The 18744-nt window shown below is 69.8% G+C and carries 21 protein-coding genes; 16 read left to right on the top strand and 5 right to left on the bottom strand.

Features of this window, described 5'->3' with window-relative positions; translation table 11 throughout:
• The first annotated feature begins 53 nt into the window (after positions 1–53).
• From ACWGIH_RS31085 to ACWGIH_RS31050, 8 genes are all read left to right on the top strand, one after another.
• Complete coding sequence (locus ACWGIH_RS31085; protein ID WP_453450922.1) at positions 54–785, top strand: helix-turn-helix transcriptional regulator; 732 nt, start codon at positions 54–56, stop codon at positions 783–785.
• Positions 782–2203, top strand: coding sequence for a Fe-S cluster assembly protein SufB (gene sufB / locus ACWGIH_RS31080; RefSeq protein WP_409057041.1), 1422 nt, complete (start codon positions 782–784; stop codon positions 2201–2203). Before ACWGIH_RS31085 ends, sufB begins: the two co-directional genes overlap by 4 nt.
• 68 nt (positions 2204–2271) lie before the next feature.
• A complete protein-coding gene (sufD, locus tag ACWGIH_RS31075; RefSeq protein WP_453450923.1) occupies positions 2272–3453 on the top strand; it encodes a Fe-S cluster assembly protein SufD in 1182 nt (393 codons plus the stop codon).
• Positions 3450–3767, top strand: coding sequence for a bifunctional 3-phenylpropionate/cinnamic acid dioxygenase ferredoxin subunit (locus ACWGIH_RS31070; RefSeq protein WP_190083272.1), 318 nt, complete (start codon positions 3450–3452; stop codon positions 3765–3767). The genes sufD and ACWGIH_RS31070 overlap by 4 nt, the downstream gene beginning before the upstream one ends.
• A 5-nt stretch (positions 3768–3772) precedes the next feature.
• Positions 3773–4537 carry a Fe-S cluster assembly ATPase SufC gene (sufC, locus tag ACWGIH_RS31065; protein WP_383335028.1) on the top strand — a complete coding sequence of 255 codons (765 nt, stop codon included), beginning with the start codon at positions 3773–3775 and terminating at the stop codon, positions 4535–4537.
• Positions 4534–5802: a cysteine desulfurase gene (locus ACWGIH_RS31060; RefSeq protein ID WP_453450924.1), complete on the top strand. Its 1269-nt coding sequence runs from the start codon at positions 4534–4536 to the stop codon at positions 5800–5802. The genes sufC and ACWGIH_RS31060 overlap by 4 nt, the downstream gene beginning before the upstream one ends.
• 16 nt (positions 5803–5818) lie before the next feature.
• On the top strand, positions 5819–6289 hold the full coding sequence (gene sufU, locus ACWGIH_RS31055; protein ID WP_451215606.1) for a Fe-S cluster assembly sulfur transfer protein SufU: 471 nt from the start codon (positions 5819–5821) through the stop codon (positions 6287–6289).
• Complete coding sequence (locus ACWGIH_RS31050) at positions 6286–6621, top strand: metal-sulfur cluster assembly factor (RefSeq protein WP_160504340.1); 336 nt, start codon at positions 6286–6288, stop codon at positions 6619–6621. The genes sufU and ACWGIH_RS31050 overlap by 4 nt, the downstream gene beginning before the upstream one ends.
• 66 nt (positions 6622–6687) lie before the next feature.
• On the opposite strand, the gene ACWGIH_RS31045 is transcribed toward ACWGIH_RS31050, so the two are convergent.
• Positions 6688–7794, bottom strand: a complete 1107-nt coding sequence (locus ACWGIH_RS31045) for a DUF7847 domain-containing protein (RefSeq protein ID WP_453450925.1) — start codon at positions 7792–7794, stop codon at positions 6688–6690.
• Positions 7795–7930: 136 nt separating this feature from the next.
• Here ACWGIH_RS31045 and ACWGIH_RS31040 point away from each other — a divergent pair, with 136 nt between their 5' ends.
• The 7 genes from ACWGIH_RS31040 to ACWGIH_RS31010 all read left to right on the top strand — a co-directional run bounded on the left by ACWGIH_RS31040 (position 7931) and on the right by ACWGIH_RS31010 (position 13075).
• A complete protein-coding gene (locus tag ACWGIH_RS31040) occupies positions 7931–8251 on the top strand; it encodes a DMT family transporter (protein WP_453450926.1) in 321 nt (106 codons plus the stop codon).
• Positions 8251–8796, top strand: a complete 546-nt coding sequence (locus ACWGIH_RS31035; RefSeq protein ID WP_453450927.1) for a TetR/AcrR family transcriptional regulator — start codon at positions 8251–8253, stop codon at positions 8794–8796. Before ACWGIH_RS31040 ends, ACWGIH_RS31035 begins: the two co-directional genes overlap by 1 nt.
• Positions 8797–8915: 119 nt before the next feature.
• Entirely contained in the window at positions 8916–9905 is a 990-nt protein-coding gene (dapD, locus tag ACWGIH_RS31030; RefSeq protein ID WP_453450928.1) for a 2,3,4,5-tetrahydropyridine-2,6-dicarboxylate N-succinyltransferase, read from the top strand.
• Positions 9906–10009: 104 nt separating this feature from the next.
• A complete protein-coding gene (locus ACWGIH_RS31025; RefSeq protein ID WP_453450929.1) occupies positions 10010–10618 on the top strand; it encodes a hypothetical protein in 609 nt (202 codons plus the stop codon).
• A gap of 130 nt (positions 10619–10748) precedes the next feature.
• A complete protein-coding gene (locus ACWGIH_RS31020) occupies positions 10749–11540 on the top strand; it encodes an SGNH/GDSL hydrolase family protein (RefSeq protein WP_453450930.1) in 792 nt (263 codons plus the stop codon).
• A gap of 76 nt (positions 11541–11616) precedes the next feature.
• Complete coding sequence (locus ACWGIH_RS31015) at positions 11617–12177, top strand: antibiotic biosynthesis monooxygenase (RefSeq protein ID WP_453450931.1); 561 nt, start codon at positions 11617–11619, stop codon at positions 12175–12177.
• 157 nt (positions 12178–12334) lie between these two features.
• Complete coding sequence (locus tag ACWGIH_RS31010; protein ID WP_453450932.1) at positions 12335–13075, top strand: SRPBCC family protein; 741 nt, start codon at positions 12335–12337, stop codon at positions 13073–13075.
• A gap of 6 nt (positions 13076–13081) precedes the next feature.
• On the opposite strand, the gene ACWGIH_RS31005 is transcribed toward ACWGIH_RS31010, so the two are convergent.
• Positions 13082–14947 carry an endonuclease/exonuclease/phosphatase family protein gene (locus ACWGIH_RS31005; RefSeq protein ID WP_453450933.1) on the bottom strand — a complete coding sequence of 622 codons (1866 nt, stop codon included), beginning with the start codon at positions 14945–14947 and terminating at the stop codon, positions 13082–13084.
• Between the two features lie 277 nt (positions 14948–15224).
• On the opposite strand from ACWGIH_RS31005, the gene ACWGIH_RS31000 reads away from it, so the two are divergent.
• Entirely contained in the window at positions 15225–16685 is a 1461-nt protein-coding gene (locus ACWGIH_RS31000; RefSeq protein ID WP_453450934.1) for a hypothetical protein, read from the top strand.
• A gap of 52 nt (positions 16686–16737) precedes the next feature.
• Here the strand turns inward: ACWGIH_RS31000 and ACWGIH_RS30995 are convergent, their stop codons facing one another.
• The 3 genes from ACWGIH_RS30995 to ACWGIH_RS30985 form a co-directional block, all read right to left on the bottom strand.
• On the bottom strand, positions 16738–17184 hold the full coding sequence (locus ACWGIH_RS30995) for a hypothetical protein (RefSeq protein ID WP_453450935.1): 447 nt from the start codon (positions 17182–17184) through the stop codon (positions 16738–16740).
• A gap of 28 nt (positions 17185–17212) precedes the next feature.
• Positions 17213–18367, bottom strand: a complete 1155-nt coding sequence (locus ACWGIH_RS30990; RefSeq protein WP_453450936.1) for a hypothetical protein — start codon at positions 18365–18367, stop codon at positions 17213–17215.
• A gap of 64 nt (positions 18368–18431) precedes the next feature.
• Entirely contained in the window at positions 18432–18659 is a 228-nt protein-coding gene (locus ACWGIH_RS30985) for a hypothetical protein (protein WP_453450937.1), read from the bottom strand.
• Positions 18660–18744 lie beyond the last annotated feature (85 nt).

The following is an 18744-nucleotide window of genomic DNA, read 5'->3' as shown; positions in this document are numbered from 1 at the left end:
CGTGATCCCGACGCGGGTTGTCAGGCTCTGAGGAATTACGCAACAATGGTGTTGTGAAAAACGTCGGCGAGGCTCCGCAGGAGGAACTCGCGACCGGGGAGCGGTCTACGCGCAACCGGGTCGCGCGCTCCATCCTGGACCACGGCCCCTCCACGGTGGCCGACCTCGCGGGTCGCCTCAAGCTGACCCAGGCCGCCGTGCGCCGGCACCTCGACGCCCTCGCCCACGAGAACGTGGTCGAGCCCCGTGAGCAGCGCATCTACGGCGCACGTACGCGCGGACGCCCCGCCAAGGTCTTCGCGCTCACCGACTGCGGCCGGGACGCCTTCGACCAGTCGTACGACAAGCTCGCCGCCGACGCCCTGCGCTGGATCAGCGAGCGGCACGGCGAAGAAGCGGTCGTCGAATTCGCCCGCGAGCGGATCGCGGCCCAGGCCGAGGCCTACCGCAAGGCGATGGACGCGGCGCCCCCCGAGCAGCGCACGGAGGCTCTCGCGAAGGCGTTGACCGCCGACGGGTACGCTGCTACGGCCCGCACGGCGCCGGTAGGCGAGCAGCTGTGCCAGCATCACTGCCCGGTCGCCCACGTCGCCGAGCAGTACCCACAACTTTGCGAGGCGGAGACGGAGATCTTCTCCGCCCTCCTGGGGACACACGTCCAGCGGCTCGCCACCATCGCCCACGGCGACGGCGTCTGCACGACGTTCATCCCCCGCAACACCCCACAGGCTTCACAGACCACTGACAAAGCATCCGCAAGCACGGCCGGGAGGAACCCCGCATGACGCTCCCCACGGAGACTGCCCACCCCGAACTCGAGGGTCTGGGCACGTACGAATACGGCTGGGCCGACTCCGACGTGGCGGGGGCGTCCGCCAAGCGCGGCATCAACGAGGACGTCGTCAAGGACATCTCGGCCAAGAAGAGCGAGCCGGAGTGGATGACCAAGCTCCGTCTCAAGGGCCTGCGCCTCTTCGACAAGAAGCCCATGCCGAACTGGGGCTCGGACCTCTCCGGCATCGACTTCGACAACATCAAGTACTTCGTGCGGTCCACGGAGAAGCAGGCGGAGTCCTGGGAGGACCTGCCCGAGGACATCAAGAACACGTACGACAAGCTCGGCATCCCCGAGGCGGAGAAGCAGCGCCTCGTCGCCGGTGTCGCGGCCCAGTACGAGTCCGAGGTCGTCTACCACCAGATCCGTGAGGACCTGGAGGAGCAGGGCGTCATCTTCCTCGACACGGACACCGCCCTGAAGGAGCACCCGGAGCTCTTCAAGGAGTACTTCGGCACGGTCATCCCCGTCGGCGACAACAAGTTCGCGTCGCTGAACTCCGCCGTGTGGTCCGGTGGCTCGTTCATCTACGTCCCCAAGGGCGTGCACGTCGAGATCCCGCTCCAGGCCTACTTCCGCATCAACACGGAGAACATGGGCCAGTTCGAGCGGACCCTGATCATCGTCGACGAGGACGCGTACGTTCACTACGTCGAGGGCTGCACGGCGCCGATCTACAAGTCGGACTCCCTGCACTCCGCCGTCGTCGAGATCATCGTCAAGAAGGGCGGCCGCTGCCGCTACACGACGATCCAGAACTGGTCGAACAACGTCTACAACCTGGTCACCAAGCGCGCCGTGGCGTACGAGGGCGCGACCATGGAGTGGATCGACGGCAACATCGGCTCCAAGGTGACGATGAAGTACCCCGCCGTCTACCTGATGGGCGAGCACGCCAAGGGCGAGACGCTCTCCATCGCCTTCGCGGGCGAGGGCCAGCACCAGGACGCCGGATCCAAGATGGTCCACATGGCGCCCAACACCTCCTCGAACATCGTCTCGAAGTCCGTGGCGCGTGGCGGTGGCCGCACCTCCTACCGCGGTCTCGTCGAGATCGGCGAGGGCGCCGCCGGATCGAAGTCGAACGTCCTGTGCGACGCGCTGCTCGTCGACACGATCTCCCGCTCGGACACGTACCCCTACGTGGACGTGCGCGAGGACGACGTGTCCATGGGTCACGAGGCGACCGTCTCCAAGGTCTCCGACGACCAGCTCTTCTACCTGATGAGCCGCGGTCTGACGGAGTTCGAGGCCATGGCGATGATCGTGCGCGGCTTCGTCGAGCCGATCGCGAAGGAGCTGCCCATGGAGTACGCCCTGGAGCTGAACCGGCTGATCGAGCTGCAGATGGAGGGTTCGGTCGGTTAAGACCGGCCGCGTCCCCGTAGCGACTGACTTCTTACGCAGTTACGCAGAGAGAGAGCACGACGACAGCCATGGCTGAGGCTCAGAACATTCCGGTGGGGTCCACCACCGCCGGGTCCATCGCGGTGGCCGCCGAGTCCACCGTCGCCACCCGCATGAGCGCTCCCCCGTCCTACGACGTGGCGGACTTCCCCGTCCCCCACGGCCGCGAGGAGGAGTGGCGGTTCACGCCGCTGGAGCGTCTGCGCGGGCTGCACGACGGCACCGCGGTCGCCACCGGCGGCATCCGCGTCGAGGTGACGGCTCCGGAGGGCGTGACCCAGGAGACCGTCGGCCGTGAGGACGCACGCGTGGGCAAGGCGGGCAAGCCCGTCGACCGCGTGGCCGCGCAGGCCTACGGCTCCTTCGAGAAGGCCTCGGTGGTGACCGTCCCCAAGGAGACGGTCCTGACCGAGCCGATCCGGATCGCCGTGCACGGCGAGGGCGGTACCGCCTTCGCGCACCAGGTCATCGAGGTGGGCGCGTTCGCCGAGGCCCTCGTCGTCATCGACCACACCGGTGACGCCGTGCTCGCGGCCAACGTCGACTACCTCCTGGGCGACGGCGCCAAGCTCACCGTCGTCTCCGTCCAGGACTGGGACGACAAGGCCGTGCACATCGCGCAGCACAACGCGCTGATCGGCCGGGACGCCACCTTCAAGTCGGTCGTCGTGACCTTCGGCGGCGACGTCGTACGCCTGCACCCCCGCGTCGAGTACGCGGGCACCGGCGGCGAGGCCGAGCTCCTCGGCCTGTACGTCACCGACGCCGGCCAGCACCAGGAGCACCGCCTCCTGGTCGACCACAACCAGCCGCACTGCAAGTCGAACGTCGTCTACAAGGGCGCGCTCCAGGGCGACGACGCCCACGCGGTGTGGATCGGCGACGTCCTCATCGAGGCCGCCGCCGAGGGCACGGACACGTACGAGATGAACCGCAACCTGGTTCTGACCGACGGCGCCCGCGTCGACTCCGTGCCGAACCTCGAGATCGAGACCGGCGAGATCGTCGGAGCGGGCCACGCCTCGGCGACCGGCCGCTTCGACGACGAGCAGCTCTTCTACCTGCAGTCGCGCGGTATCCCGGAGGGCGAGGCGCGCCGCCTGGTCGTCCGCGGGTTCTTCGCCGAGCTGATCCAGCAGATCGGCCTGCCCGACGTCGAAGAGCGCCTCCTCACCAAGATCGAAGAGGAGCTGGAGGCGTCCGCGGCATGACATTCGTACGCGCCTGTGGCCTGAGCGAGCTGTCGGAGGACACCCCGAAGCGGGTGGAACTCGACGGCACGCCGGTCTCGGTCGTCCACACCGAGGGTGAGGTGTTCGCGATCAACGACATCTGCTCGCACGCGAACGTCTCCCTCTCCGAGGGCGAGGTGGAGGACTGCCAGATCGAGTGCTGGCTGCACGGCTCCGCCTTCGACCTCCGCACCGGCAAGCCGTCCGGTCTTCCCGCGACGCGCCCCGTCCCCGTATACCCCGTAAAGATCGAAGGGGACGATGTGCTCGTCTCCCTCACCCAGGAGTCCTGAGGCACATGGCAACGCTTGAAATCCACGACCTGCACGTCACCGTCGAGGCCGACAACGCCACGAAGGAGATCCTCAAGGGCGTCGACCTCACCGTGAAGCAGGGCGAGACGCACGCCATCATGGGCCCGAACGGCTCCGGCAAGTCGACGCTCGCCTACTCCATCGCGGGTCACCCCAAGTACACGATCACGCAGGGCACCGTCACCCTCGACGGCGAGGACGTCCTGGAGATGTCCGTCGACGAGCGCGCCCGCGCCGGCATGTTCCTGGCCATGCAGTACCCGGTCGAGGTCCCCGGCGTCTCGGTCTCCAACTTCCTGCGTACGTCGGCGACGGCGATCCGCGGCGAGGCCCCCAAGCTGCGCACCTGGGTGAAGGAGGTCAAGTCCGCGATGGAGCAGCTCCAGATGGACCCGGCCTTCGCCGAGCGCAACGTCAACGAGGGCTTCTCCGGCGGTGAGAAGAAGCGCCACGAGATCCTGCAGATGGAGCTCCTCAAGCCGAAGATCGCGATCCTCGACGAGACCGACTCCGGCCTGGACGTCGACGCCCTGCGTCAGGTCTCCGACGGCGTCAACCGCGTCCGTGAGACCGGCGAGGTCGGCACCCTGCTGATCACGCACTACACGCGCATCCTGCGCTACATCAAGCCCGACTTCGTGCACGTCTTCGCGAACGGCCGCATCGCCGAGTCCGGCGGCGCCGAGCTCGCCGACAAGCTCGAGGCCGAGGGCTACGAGGCTTACACGAAGGGTGGCGTATCCGCGTGACAGTGGCCCACCAGGGGCTCTCCGGCCTCCTCGACACCGAGGCGATCCGCAAGGACTTCCCGATCCTGGATCGCACGATCCACGACGGCAAGAAGCTCGTCTACCTGGACAACGCGGCGACGTCCCAGACGCCGCGCCAGGTGCTCGACGTACTCAACGAGTACTACGAGAAGCACAACGCCAACGTCCACCGCGGTGTGCACGTCCTCGCGGAGGAGGCCACGGCGCTCTACGAGGGCGCCCGTGACAAGGTCGCGGCGTTCATCAACGCGCCGAGCCGCGACGAGGTGATCTTCACCAAGAACGCCTCGGAGTCGCTCAACCTCGTGGCCAACATGCTGGGCTGGGCCGACGAGCCCTACCGCGTGGACCACGAGACCGAGATCGTCATCACGGAGATGGAGCACCACTCCAACATCGTGCCGTGGCAGCTGCTCTCGCAGCGCACGGGCGCGAAGCTGAAGTGGTTCGGTCTCACGGACGACGGCCGGCTCGACCTGTCCAACATGAACGAGATCATCACGGAGAAGACGAAGATCGTCTCCTTCGTCCTGGTCTCGAACATCCTGGGCACGCAGAACCCCGTCGAGGCGATCGTCCGCCGCGCGCAGGAGGTCGGCGCGCTGGTGCTGATCGACGCCTCGCAGGCGGCCCCGCACATGCCGCTGGACGTGCAGGCGCTGCAGGCCGACTTCGTGGCCTTCACCGGCCACAAGATGCTGGGCCCGACGGGCATCGGCGTGCTGTGGGGACGGCAGGAGCTCCTGGAGGACCTCCCGCCCTTCCTCGGCGGTGGCGAGATGATCGAGACCGTGTCGATGAACTCGTCGACCTACGCTCCCGCGCCGCACAAGTTCGAGGCGGGCACGCCCCCGGTCTCCCAGGCCGTCGGCCTGGGCGCGGCCGTGGACTACCTCTCGGCCATCGGCATGGACAAGATCGCCGCTCATGAGCACGCGATCACCGAGTACGCGGTCAAGCGCCTCCTGGAGGTCCCCGACCTCCGCATCATCGGCCCGACGACGGCCGAGGAGCGCGGCGCCGCGATCTCCTTCACGCTCGGCGACATCCACCCGCACGACGTGGGCCAGGTCTTGGACGAGGAAGGCATCGCGGTCCGCGTGGGTCACCACTGCGCCCGCCCCGTCTGCCTCCGCTACGGAATTCCTGCGACCACACGAGCGTCGTTCTATCTGTACTCCACGCCCGGCGAGATCGACGCTCTCGTCGACGGCCTGGAGCACGTACGGAACTTCTTCGGCTGAGGGGCTGACCGGGAACGTGAAGCTGGATTCGATGTACCAGGAAGTCATCCTGGACCACTACAAGCACCCGCACGGGCGCGGTCTTCGTGATGGCGACGCCGAGGTGCACCACGTCAACCCGACATGCGGCGACGAGATCACGCTGCGCGTCAAGTACGACGGGTCGACGATCGCCGACGTGTCGTACGAAGGGCAGGGCTGCTCCATCAGCCAGGCCAGCGCGTCCGTCCTGAACGACCTCCTGGTCGGCAAGGAGCTCGCCGAGGCGCAGAAGGTCCAGGAGGTCTTCCTGGAGCTGATGCAGTCCAAGGGCAAGCTGGAGCCGGACGACGCGATGGAGGAGGTCCTTGAGGACGCCGTCGCGTTCGCCGGGGTCTCGAAGTACCCGGCGCGGGTGAAGTGTGCTCTCCTGAGCTGGATGGCGTGGAAGGACGCGACGGCGCAGGCACTGGGTACCGAAGACGTCGCTGAGAGGAAGACCGCATGAGCGAGAACGAGACCCTGACCAAGCCGGCCTCGGAAGAAGAGGTCCGCGAGGCGCTGTACGACGTGGTCGACCCCGAGCTGGGCATCGACGTCGTCAACCTCGGCCTGATCTACGGCATCCACGTCGACGACGCGAACATCGCGACGATCGACATGACGCTCACCTCGGCGGCCTGCCCGCTGACGGACGTCATCGAGGACCAGGCGAAGTCCGCCACCGACGGCATCGTCAACGAGCTCCGGATCAACTGGGTCTGGATGCCGCCGTGGGGCCCGGACAAGATCACCGACGACGGCCGCGAGCAGCTTCGCGCGCTCGGGTTCAACGTCTGAGTGCTCTCAGGCACGTGATCCCTGGTGAGGCCCCCCGCGCGGGAAGCGCGGGGGGCCTCATCGCGTTCACGGGACCGGCTGCACGATCGCCGAGGCTTCCGTGAGCGTGTGCGCGAGGTTCTCCTTGCGGATGCGGCGGTCCATGTAGAGCAGGGCCGTCACCAGGGGCAAGAACACCGTGGCGGCGAGCTGGGCGAGGAAGCTGCCGAGCAGGCCGAGCACCGCGTACAGCCCGAACTGGGAGCGCAGTTGGTCCAGGAGGTAGGCCGACGCGGAGTCGTCAGGGTCGACCGGGGGAGGGGTGGGCGCGGCGAACTGCAGAGGCAGTCGGAGGGCGAGGGAGACGCCCACCGTGATGAGTCCCGCGAGCAGCGAGATGCCGAAGGTGCGCCACCAGGCGCCTCGGACCAGGCGTACGGAGCGCCGCAACGCCGTGAACGGGCCCGCTGTTTCGAGGACCGCGGCCGCCGGGGCGAAAGCGAACAGGACGTACAGCCAGGCCGCGAGCGGCAGTGTCACCAGGAACAGCGGAAAGACCAGGCCGATGGGGATGATCGACTGGGTCATCATCAGGAAGAGGAGCGAGAGGAAGAGCAGCGCGAACGCGGCCACCGGCAGCATCAGGACGACCGACAGCAGCAGGGTCACGGCCAGCACGGATGGTGTCCGCGACCATGCCCTGCGCCAGACCGCGCCGAAGGCCGCCGGGCGGCCGAGCACCGCCTCGTGCAGCGTGGCGGCGGATGCTGCCTGGATGAACGAGTTGACGACCAGCGTGGCGAGCATGAACACCAGCCACACCAGGCCGAACGCGACCAGGATCGGCCTGCCGTCGTCCCAGGAGAAGTCCGCGCCCGGTTCGGACGCGGCGCGGATGTGTTCCCGGGTCGAGACGTAGGCGAGCACCCCTCCGACCGCGACGACGACGGCGAGCAGGCCGTAGGCCGCGGCCGCGGTGCCGAACAGCGGCTTGGCGTAGCGGCGCATCGTCGCGAAGGCGCCGCCGATGATGTGATTGGCGCCCAATGGCGCGAGGGGTATGACGCCGGGCTTGGGCGGCGGCGGTGGCGGAGTCCAGCCGTAGCCGTTCCAGCCCCAGCCGGGCGGCGCTCCGTACGCTCCCGGCGGTCCGCCGTGAGGCGCCTGTGGTCCCCACCCTGGTGTGTCTGACATCCCTCTTGTGCTCCGTAGCGTCGTGCGGTGGTCCGCATGTGCTCGCTGTGGCCCCCCACAGTGATCGCGTCACCTTAACCAATTTTCGGACAGCTTCTGCGTACGCCCGTACACAACGTTATGTACGCTCGTACGCATGGGATACGGACTGCTGGCCGGAGCGATCGTGGCGGAGGTGGCCGGGACCACGGCCATGAAGTACAGCGAGGGGTTCAGCAAGCTCTGGCCCTCGCTGATCACCGTCGCGGGCTATCTGATCGCCTTCACGCTGCTCGCACAGACCCTGAAGACGCTCTCCGTCGGCACCGCCTACGCGATCTGGGCCGGGATCGGGACCGCCGCGGTGGCCGCCATCGGCATGATCTTCATGGGTGAGTCCGCCGGTACGGCGAAGATCGCGGGGATCGCCCTCGTGATCGCGGGCGTCGTCCTGCTCAACCTCGGCGGTGCGCATTGATGGCCCGCCGTTACGACCCCGAGCGGCGCACCCGGATCATCGACGCCGCGATCCGGGTGGTGGGGGAGAAGGGGATAGGCGGGCTCAGCCATCGCTCGGTCGCCGCGGAGGCCGACGTGCCGCTCGGGTCCACCACCTACCACTTCAAGACGCTCGACGAGCTGCTGCTTGCCGCGCTGGAGAAGGCCAACGAGGGCTTCGCGAAGGTCGTCGCGAGCCGGGGCGGGTTCCAGGACACCCGGGTCGACCTGGCCGGTGAGATCGCCGAGGTGCTGGGGATGTGGCTCGGCCAGGAACGCACGGGGATCGAGCTCGAGTACGAGCTGTATCTGGCCGCGCTCCGCAGGCCCGCACTGCGGCCGGTCGCCGCCTGCTGGTGCGACGGACTCGCAGAGGTGTTCGCCGAGCGCACCGACCCGGCCACCGCGCGGGCGCTGGTCGCGCTGATGGACGGCATCTGCCTGCAGGTGCTGCTCACGGACGGCGCGTACGACGAGGCGTACGCCCGCGAGATGCTGGGCCGACTGATCCCACCCACCGTCTGACGGCCACCGGGGGCCCGGAGGGTGAGACCGGCACCCGGAGCCCGGGTGAGACCGGCACCCGGGGCCCGGAGGTTGAGACCGGTTCGCTCGGGTGGTGTGCCGCCGGTTAGGTTTTCCCCATGACCGACACGAACGTTTCCCGCACCACCGGCGCCGTCGCCGCAGGCCTCGCCACCGTCACCGCCGACGGCACCGTCCTCGACACCTGGTTCCCCGCGCCCGAGCTCACCGCGGAGCCCGGCCCGGCCGGCACCGAGCGGCTCACCGCCGAGCGTGCCGTGCAGCTGCTCGGTGAGGGCGCCGCCGAGGCCATCCGCCTCGACGCCCGCCGTGGCGTGGAGATCATCGCCGTACGTACGGTCATCGCGTCCCTGGACGACAAGCCGCTGGACGCCCACGACGTCTACCTGCGCCTGCACCTGCTCAGCCACCGCCTGGTCAAGCCGCACGGCGTGAACCTCGACGGCCAGTTCGCCTTCCTCGCCAACGTCGCCTGGACCTCGATCGGCCCGGTCGCCGTGGACGACATCGAGAAGGTCCGGCTCAACGCCCGCGCCGAGGGCCTGCACCTCGCGGTGACCTCCGTCGACAAGTTCCCGCGCATGACGGACTACGTCGCCCCGAAGGGCGTCCGCATCGCCGACGCCGACCGCGTGCGGCTCGGCGCGCACCTCGCCGAGGGCACGACCGTCATGCACGAGGGCTTCGTGAACTTCAACGCGGGCACGCTCGGCACCTCCATGGTCGAGGGCCGCATCTCCGCCGGTGTCGTCGTCGGTGACGGCTCCGACATCGGTGGCGGCGCCTCCACGATGGGCACCCTCTCCGGCGGCGGCAACGTCCGCATCGTCATCGGCGAGCGCTGCCTGATCGGCGCCGAGGCGGGCGTGGGCATCGCGCTCGGCGACGAGTGCGTCGTCGAGGCGGGGCTCTACGTCACCGCGGGCACCCGCGTCACGATGCCCGACGGGCAGATCGTGAAGGCCCGCGAGCTCTCCGGCGCCTCGAACATCCTCTTCCGCCGCAACTCGGTCACCGGCGCCGTCGAGGCCCGCCCGAACAACGCGGTGTGGGGCGGCCTGAACGACGTGCTGCACAGCCACAACTGAGCACCGCCGCCCCGCAGAGCGCCCTCCGGTCCGCCCGAGGGCGCTCTTGCGTAAGCTGCCCTCCCAACACGGACGCTCTCCGTGCGGGACGACAGGAGACAGACATGCACCGAACGGGGATCAGGGCCCTGGCCCTGAGTTCAGTGGCGGCACTCGGGCTCGTGGCCGGATGCGGTCAGGGCGGGGGACGGGCCGAGGACGTCGGCCGGGGTGCGCCGCAGCAGGTCAGCCCGGTGTCGACGGGCAGCCACTCGTATCCGCTGGAGAAGAGCGACATCCACTGGAGCGGCAGCCCGAGCCCGTTCAACGCGCAGGTCAAGCTCGCCGACGGGCGACGCGTGGCGATGCACTACATGAAGGGCAAGGGGCTCCTCGTGCAGGACTACAGCCCCAAGGCCAAGGGCTGGTCCAAGTCGGCCGTCGTGTACGAGACGAAGACCGACGCCTGTCAGGGCATCACCCTCAAGGCCAAGGACGGCACCGTCGCGGCCTTCGGGGACTTCGGCGTGTACTGCGCCGACGGCGAGCCGCCGACCGAGTCGGTCGCCGCGGTCGCCACGGGCCCGCTGACGAAGTGGGCCACGCACCTCACGAAGGACTTCGACGGCTGGGAGAAGATCGCCGTCGCCGCCGGGGGCAAGAAGGCCACGTTCAGCGCGGGCGACGAAACGCTCCTGTGGACCAAGGGCGGCGGCTTCCCCGCCACGGGCTGACTCCCCGCCGCCGGCCGTGTCGCCCGCGTCGAACGCGTCGACGACGGAGCGGAGTCGGCGCGCGGTCCGGCATGCGCGTCACGGGCTTCGTCGCGTTGACGTGCCATGGCTACGGGGAGAGGCTCTGGCCATGACGACGCATGCGTACGCCCGCTATGTCGCGATCGGCGACAGCCAGACCGAAGGGGTCGGCGACGGTGACGAGGTGCACGGATACCGCGGCTGGGCCGACCGGCTCGCCGAGATCCTGGCCGAGGGGAACCCGGGGTTCGAGTACGCCAACCTCGCCGTACGGGGCAGGCTGACGGCCCGCATCAAGACCGAGCAACTGGCCCCGGCCCTCGCGCTGCGCCCGGATCTGGTCACGGTCATGGCGGGCATGAACGACCTGGTGCGTCCCGGCTTCGACGCGGCCCAGGTGGCCGGCGACATCGAGGACATGTTCACCGGCCTGACGGCGGCGGGCGTGCGCGTGGCCACCGTGACCTTTCCCGACCTCGGACGGATCTCGCCGCTCGCGCGCAGGGCGCTGCCCCGCGTCCTCGACCTGAACGCCCGTATCCGCGCGGCCGCGGACCGCCACGGAGTCGTCGTCCTCGACACGTTTCCGCACCGGGTCACCACGGACCCCCGCCTGTGGAGCACCGACCGTCTGCACGCGAGCCCGCTGGGGCACGCCCGGATCGCCGCGGGCATGGCGGACGCCCTGGGCGTCCCCGGCCACGAGGACTGGACGCGGCAGCTGCTGCCCCCGCCGCCCCCGGTCTCCGCGCTGCGTGCGGTGGCGGCGGAGACGGCGTGGTTCGCGGGGTTCATGGGCCCGTGGCTGTGGCGGCGCGTCCGCGGGCGCTCGTCGGGCGACGGGCGTGAGGCGAAGCGTCCCGACCTCGGGCCGGTCGCCGCTTCTCCCGAACGGGCTTGACCTCAAGTTTGCTCGAGGTCGCAGGCTGTGGGCAACGGGCCGAGCAGGGCCCGTCCACACGCTGAAGGAGCAGGTCATGAAGGCACACGTCGACGCCACCACCCTCCCCGACCCGGCCCGCGCGGACGGCGGCCTCGTCTTCCTCAGCACATGGAGCACGGGTACGCCGGAGCGGCAGCGGGCGACGGTCGAGGCGATCGCCACGGCCTGGGGGAGCCGGCCCTGGCCGCACGAGGGGCTGCTCTCGTACACCGTGTACGCCGGTGCGGACGGCTCGACGGTGGCGCATCGCTCGCACTGGCGGGACGACGAGGCGTACCAGGACTTCTTCGCCCACGGCCGGGACGAGCGGAACGCCGAGGTCGACGAGGCCGTGCCGGGCATCGAACGCCTTGGGCTGCACAAGACGCGACTGCGGGACGGGACGGCGCGGGCGGCCGGGGACGGCCGGGCGGCCCGGGTGGTCGTGATCGCCGAGGGGGAGGCCGGGGCGCAGACGGCGCCGGGCCTGATCTCCGCCCACTTCCACGTGACGACGGACGGCGGACGGGTGATCCGCTACGAGGAGCGGGAGACCGGGGAGGGGCTGCCCGACGCGGGCACGTACCGCCTGGCCTACCGGATCGAACCCCGCTGATCTCCCGTGGCCGTACGCTCCGGGGCCCGCGCGTTTCTCGCCCCTCACGCACTCCTTGCCCGGTTGTCGCGCACCCCTTCCCCGGCAGCACCGATGCCCTGGACGGGAAGGGGTGCCGGTGGGATGTTGAAGCGACAGGGGACGTCAGGGAGTCGCCATGGCCGCAGGCAAGGAGTTCGAGATCGAGCGGGAGTTCGAGGTCGACGCCTCTCCCGCCGAGGTCTGGGACGCGTTCACCACCGGCACCGCCGGCTGGTTGTGGCCCATGGTGGAGTACGAACCCCGCGAGGGCGGAGCCGCCCCCTACGGCGGCACCGTCACCCACTGGGAGCCTCCGCACCGCCTCAGCGACCGCGTCGGCGACCCCGAGGGACTCCCGCCCGGCCGGACCGTCAACCGGCTCGACCGCACCATCGAGCCCCGCGACGGCGGCCGCCGCTCCTGGGTCCGCTACGTGCACAGCGGCATCCTCACCGACGACTGGGACAACCGGTACGAGGAGGCGAGCAAGCACACCGATTTCTACCTGCACACCCTGCGCCAGTACCTGACGTACTTCTCGGGCCTGCCCGTCACCTTCACCACCCTCGACGGGCCCGCCCCCTCCACCGCCCCGCACGCCTTCATCAAGCTGAGCCGCCGCCTCGGCCTGCCCGACGACGCGTCCGAGGGCGCCCGCGTACGGGTGGACGCCCCCGGCGAAGCCCTCGACGCCATGGTCGACTTCCGCAGCAGGCACTTCATCGGCCTGCGCACGGACACCGCGCTCTACCGCTTCTTCGGCCGCAACCACTTCGGTGCCCCGGTTGGCATCAGCATCCACGACTTCGCGCCGCAGGCGGACGCCAAGGGCACCGAAATGGCGTGGCGGGACTGGCTGCTCAGGCTCTACGCGTAACCGTGGCTACGGCTTGAACCTCAGCACCTGCGGGTCATGGTCACTGTTCTGCTCGGCGAACTCCGCGTTGATGTGCACGCTGTCGTACGAGAAGCCCTTCGACCCCGCGCGCCCCACACCCGGGCTGGTGAGGATCTGGTCGAGGACCTGCGAGTTGCCCTGATAGACGTACGAGTAACGCTCCGGCTCGGGAAGGGACTTGACGGCGGACTTCAGTGCGCCGCCCGCCTCCAGCGCGTCCGTCGTCGCCGAGAACTCGAAGTCGTTCACGTCCCCGACGACCACCACGTCCGCGTTCTTCTCGATCTTCCGGACGTCCCGCACGAAGGAGTTCACCGCCTGTGCCTGCCGCAGCCGCTTCGCCTCCGAGGACCGCACCGGCGGCTGGTGCCGGGAGGTGAGACCCTCGTCGCCGCCCTTCGACCCGAAGTGGTTCGCGACCACGATCACGTTGCGCCCCCGGAAGCGGAACTCTCCGGCCAGCGGCTTGCGGCTGTCCGCCCACGCGGTGTTCGCGGGGTCGACGCGCCCGGGGGAGAGCGTCAGCGCGGCGCGCCCGGAGGACCGCACGACCCCCGTGCCCGTCGTCGCGTCACCCTCGCCACGGTCCGTGAAGGAGACCCGCTCGGGGTTGAAGAGGAACACCTGGCGGATGTTGCCGCCCGGCTCCCCGCCGTCCTTGTTGTTCTCGGGGTCGATGGACCGCCACGCGTAGCGGGGGCCGCCCGCGGCGACGATCGCGTCCGCGAACTTCTTCAGGGTCGCCTCCGCCGAGACGGTTCCGTCGTTCTTCGCGCCGTTGTCGTCCTGGATCTCCTCCAGGGCGAGGATGTCGGGCGAGGCGAGATTCGTGACCACGGCCCCGGCCAGCGCGTCGAACTTCGTCTGCGGGTCGCTCGGGTCGAGATTCTCGACGTTGTACGTCGCCACGGCGAGCTCACCCTTGGCCTGGCGCCGCGTCTTCTCCCGTACGAGCCCCTTGTCCTCGACCTCGCCGAGCGTCCGCGCGACCAGCGTGTAGCCGCCGAACTGGTTGAAGTCCAGGGGCCCTTCCGCGCCCCCGGACAGCGAGTCGCCGACGTTCGCCTTCGGGAACGGACGCTCGGAGACCGGAGCCAGCTGCTGGATCTGCAGACGCCCGGTGTTCTGGTCGTCGTAGGACCCGTACACCGTGCCGCCGCGCCGGTTCGGGTTCTCGCGCGGCTTCACTGTGACCCACAGCTCCGAGTACGGATCCGTGGCGCCGACCACGCGCGAGGTACCGACACGTACGTTCATGCCCTCGAGGGACTCGTACAGGTCGAGGGCGTACGAGCGGGGCTTCAGGGGCAGCGCGTCGATGCTGCCGCCGTCACCGGGGTCGCCGTCGGGCGCGTACGCGGAAGGCACCGACTTCGCGGTCACCGAGACGGGCGCGGGCAGCTCGTTGCCGGACGACTCGACCGTCACCGTCGGCTTGGTGAGCTGGGTCAGCGACTGGTTGCCGGACGCCGCGCCGCCGGGGACGTACTCGCCGACGGTCCCCGAGACGCGGACCGCGTCACCGGCCTTCACGGTCAGGGCGGCCGAGCCGGTGTAGACGAAGACACCCTCGCTGGTCGCGGGGTCGGCGTCGGCCTTCGGGTCCTGGATCCAGAAGCCCTTCGAGCCGTACGTGCGGACGCCGGTCACGATGCCCGTCACGTCCGTGACCTGCTGCCCCGCGAGGGGCGAGAGGCGGGTGGTGCCCTGGATGTCGTGGACGCGCACCTCGGCGGCGGACGCGGACGAGGTGCTCACGGCGAGCAGACCGGCGGCCAGGGCGGTGGCCACGACGGTGGAGACGGCGGCGGATCTCACGGCGGGCCGGGTGGCACGAGATATGTGCGGCATCAAGGAACTCCGGATGAGGGTGAGGTCGTATGACGAGAGTGAGAGCGAGCGGCGTTGACCGGTGGGCGCACAGCGCTCTACGCGCGTCAATCTCTTGTGTGCCCAGGGGAGTTGTCAAGGTTCGGCGGGTGTTCTCACCATGTATGTCTCCTGACAGGGACATGAACCGGGCGGCATGGGTCGAAATCCGTCTAGGCTTCGGTCCAGCAGACCTTTCCCCGGGTGCTCGGCTCCGCCCGAGCAGGGGACGCCCCATCCTTCGGAGGAGAACCAGCCGATGTCCGTAAGTCCCGCCACCCTGCCGCCGGTGCTGCTGCACTCCGAAGCGGAACTCGCGCGGGCCGCGCTCGCCACGCCGCTGCTCTCCCGCGCCGCGCGGCTCGCCCGCTGGGCGGGTCCCGAGACGCGCGTCGGGGCGGGCGGTGAGCTCATCGAGGAGCAGCTGCCGGCCGCCGCGGCCGAGCTGGGGCTCGCTGCGGACGACCCGGACTCCGCCGCGTACGCGAGCGAGGCCTGGCGGATCGCCGTCGACACGGGCCTGGTGGACGTCACGGACGCGGACGAGTCGGAGGGGGAGGACGCGCCGGGCACGGTGGCCGCCGGCGAGGACCTCGCCGCGCTCACCTCCGGCAGCCCGCAGGACATCCTGGCCGTCTGGCTCGGCGCCCTGGACACCGTCTACTCGGACGCGACCGTGCCCGACATGGACAACCTCCTCGACGTCCTCGAGGAGAAGGGCGAGGTCGACTTCGAGGAGCTCGGCTGGGACCCGCAGGCCGAGGCGGACTTCCTGGACGGCGTGCTCGGCAACCTCTACCTGCTCACCGCGGGGGACGCCGGGGCGGGCGACGGCCCGGTGCCGCTGCCCGCGCTCGCGGCGTCGATGATCGTGCCCGACGACATGGGGGAGCCGACGGACGACGTCCTGGAGCAGGTGTCGGACGCGATGATGAAGCTCGACGACCAGTTCCGGCTCTTCGAGCCGCTCGGGCTCGTCGAGTACCAGCCGGTCGACGAGGCCCTCATGGTCGACATCGACGAGGCCGAGGCGCCGCTGCCGGACGACGACGAGGACGTCACGCGGTACGGCATGGTCAAGCTGACCCCCCTCGGTGTGTACGGCATCCGGGCGCGGATGCTGGAGGCGGGCGTGGACGCCCCCGCGGTCGGCGATCTCGCGGACAAGGGCGCCGACGCGCTCCTCGAAGGGACGGCAGGATTCCCGCAGGCCGCCGCGCAGGCCGAGATCGAGCAGTGGCTCGCCCGGCACGAACCGCTGGGCGCGGCACGGGAGTTGCTGGCGGCCGCGCGGGGCGGCGACGAGGGCGCGCCGCTGCGGCGGCTCCGGTGCCAGCAGGCGCTCTCGCTGGTCGGCAACGAGGCGGAGCCCGCCCTGCGGGAGGTGCTCGACGACGCCGAGCTCGGCGGGCTCGCCCGGGTGTGGCTGGCCGAGCACGGGGCGGCCGACGTGCCCGCGCCCTCCGAGGCGCTGGTCTTCTGGCTGACCATCGACACGATCGCCGCGCAGCTCGCGGCCGAGGGCAACTCGGACGAGCTGCAGGGCCTCGTGGAGGGCCTCTCGGAGCAGCACAGCGGTTTCTTCGCCGCGGCCTGGCGGGTCGAACACCCCGCCACCGCGGACGTCCTGGAGGCGATGGGGCGGCTGCACCCCGACAAGAAGGTGGCCAAGGAAGCCCGCAAGGCGGCCTTCAAGGCGCGCTCGCAGCAAGGCATGTGACACCGACAGAGGCCGGGCCGCCGTGCGCGGCCCGGCCACTGTGCCGGTCAGCTCAGCACTGATACAGCGTCGTGTGCTTGAACGACGACGTCGCGCCGTTGAAGCCGTACGTTCCCCGGTACGCCGGAGGGTTCTGGTACTCGCCGACGATCGTGATCGTCTCGGCGCAGGAGCCCTGACCCGTGCGCTTGGCCTCCAGGCGCACGGTGTCGCCCATCAGACCGCCCGTGATGTCCCACGGAGCGCCGCAGATGCCGGAGGTGATCTGGCCGCCGGTCACCACGTGCGGGTAGGTGTTCGGGTTGAACTTCACCTCCATGGCGAAGGTGATCGCGCCGTTGTGCAGCTCCAGCTCGCAGGTGGTGGTGACCGCCTCCGCGGACACCTCCTGGGGCGCGGCGAACGCCTCGTCACGCGTCTTGACCTCGGCGCCCTGCGGATTGTGGAAGCGGTGCTCCGCGCGGGCCCGCCCTTTCTGCTTGCGTGCCTGAGTGGTCATGAAAGCCCTCCTCTCGTGGTGCGACCGGTCAGGCCAGCAGTTCGGAGACCTCGACCCGCAGCAGCGCGCGGACGTTCTCGAAGTGGTTGAGCACGGTGACGGTCGAGGAACCGGCGAACAGCAGCCCCGTCGCGACGTTGTCGAGCGAGGTCACCAGGGACCCCGAGTCGCCGCCCGCCGAGATGTTCGTCGTCAGGATCTGGTCCTTGAAGCGGGCCGTGCCCGCCGTGCCGTAGTTGACGTCGATGGTGGCGTCGACGGCGATGATCCGGCCGAAGGAGATGTTGGTCGTACGGCCGGTCTTCTTCACCAGGTCGCCGACCGCGACGTTCGCCTTGCGGCGCCAGGCGCGCGGGGCGCCGCTGAAGTACGTCTCGCGGGTCGCGTCCTGGAAGTCGACGGTGCCGAGCGCCGCGTCGACGACGTTGTTGTGCCGCTCCAGCGGGATCTGCGGGGCGAACTGGATCGTGATGAAGCGCTCCAGGGTGGCGATGCGGTCGGCCGGGTCCTGGCCGCCGTCGAAGACTCCCGGCTGCACGATCGCGCTGCCCAGCTGTGCGCGGTTGGAGTCGGCGAGCACGTGGTTGTTGGAGAGGATGTAGAACTTCGCCGGTACGCCGAGGCCGGGGCCCGGCGGGTCCACCGAGGCGCCGGGCAGGAAGTCGTAGACCACGCTGCCGAGCGTGCCCGCCGTCACGCGTACGTTGCCGACCGAGGCACCGGAGGGACACGGGCGCATCCGGCGCTTGAGCAGCTGCGGCTCGAACGCGCCGAGCCCGGACAGCTCTTCGAGCATGGGCTGCGAAAGGCCCGCGAGCTGCTCGCTCACGTTGCCGTCGGGGTCGTACGTCGCCGAGCGGTCGTCGGTGCGCCCTGCCTTGCGCTGCTGCCGCTGTGCGGCGACATGGCCGACGGCGACCACGTCGGTGGGGGTGCCGTCGTCCATCTGGGCGGGGATGACGTCCCGCTCCGGGAGCATGGACTCCGGAACCTTCTGCGTCACGAACACGATGACCGCGGGTTCGCCGGTGGGCTCGCCCTCGATCCACTTCACGCCGTGGCCGAAGCCGACGACATTGGCCAGTGACGTCTGGGGGCCCAGGAAGTCCCCTGCCGCCTGCTGGCGCGAGCTGTCGCTGAGCTGACCGCCGGTGGGTCCTCGCATCAATTCGGGCTGGCTCACCACGCCAGACCACCTCTTCCCCTTGGTTGAAGGGTGGAGTTCCGGTCTGTGTCCGCAGGCCGTCCTACTGCGCCGCGGGCTCACCGATGGCGAGCACGCGTACGGGGACGCCTTCCAGCACTGCCGGAATCACGTCTTCGTCCCGGAGCCGGTCACGGGGCACCTTGCGGGTCACGAACACGACGATCACGTCCGCTCCCGAGGAATCGTCCTTCCCGATGCCGACACCGGTGACATTGGCCAGCTTCATCAGCGGGCCCTCATGGAGGTTGCGTGCCTGCGAAGCGTCCACGCGGCTCGCCTCCCCCAACGGGTGATGCAGGTAGGGGATGTCTATTGCCGTGTGGAGGGCGGGTCAAGGCGTTTCGCACGAAATC

It is taken from the genome of Streptomyces sp. NPDC054872, from assembly GCF_053610705.1.
Note: the sequence above shows the minus strand (reverse complement) of the source record. Positions and strands in the feature narration are given on the sequence as shown.

Coding starts and splice junctions, on each gene's coding strand:
- ACWGIH_RS31000 (WP_453450934.1), top strand. CDS start 15,225: ATGTCCGTAAGTCCCGCCACCCTGCCGCCGGTGCTGCTGCACTCCGAA.
- ACWGIH_RS31050 (WP_160504340.1), top strand. CDS start 6,286: ATGAGCGAGAACGAGACCCTGACCAAGCCGGCCTCGGAAGAAGAGGTC.
- sufD (WP_453450923.1), top strand. CDS start 2,272: ATGGCTGAGGCTCAGAACATTCCGGTGGGGTCCACCACCGCCGGGTCC.
- ACWGIH_RS31045 (WP_453450925.1), bottom strand. CDS start 7,794: ATGTCAGACACACCAGGGTGGGGACCACAGGCGCCTCACGGCGGACCG.
- sufB (WP_409057041.1), top strand. CDS start 782: ATGACGCTCCCCACGGAGACTGCCCACCCCGAACTCGAGGGTCTGGGC.
- ACWGIH_RS31070 (WP_190083272.1), top strand. CDS start 3,450: ATGACATTCGTACGCGCCTGTGGCCTGAGCGAGCTGTCGGAGGACACC.
- ACWGIH_RS31035 (WP_453450927.1), top strand. CDS start 8,251: ATGGCCCGCCGTTACGACCCCGAGCGGCGCACCCGGATCATCGACGCC.
- sufC (WP_383335028.1), top strand. CDS start 3,773: ATGGCAACGCTTGAAATCCACGACCTGCACGTCACCGTCGAGGCCGAC.
- ACWGIH_RS31040 (WP_453450926.1), top strand. CDS start 7,931: ATGGGATACGGACTGCTGGCCGGAGCGATCGTGGCGGAGGTGGCCGGG.
- ACWGIH_RS31020 (WP_453450930.1), top strand. CDS start 10,749: ATGACGACGCATGCGTACGCCCGCTATGTCGCGATCGGCGACAGCCAG.
- ACWGIH_RS30995 (WP_453450935.1), bottom strand. CDS start 17,184: ATGACCACTCAGGCACGCAAGCAGAAAGGGCGGGCCCGCGCGGAGCAC.
- ACWGIH_RS31025 (WP_453450929.1), top strand. CDS start 10,010: ATGCACCGAACGGGGATCAGGGCCCTGGCCCTGAGTTCAGTGGCGGCA.
- ACWGIH_RS31010 (WP_453450932.1), top strand. CDS start 12,335: ATGGCCGCAGGCAAGGAGTTCGAGATCGAGCGGGAGTTCGAGGTCGAC.
- ACWGIH_RS31015 (WP_453450931.1), top strand. CDS start 11,617: ATGAAGGCACACGTCGACGCCACCACCCTCCCCGACCCGGCCCGCGCG.
- ACWGIH_RS31005 (WP_453450933.1), bottom strand. CDS start 14,947: ATGCCGCACATATCTCGTGCCACCCGGCCCGCCGTGAGATCCGCCGCC.
- dapD (WP_453450928.1), top strand. CDS start 8,916: ATGACCGACACGAACGTTTCCCGCACCACCGGCGCCGTCGCCGCAGGC.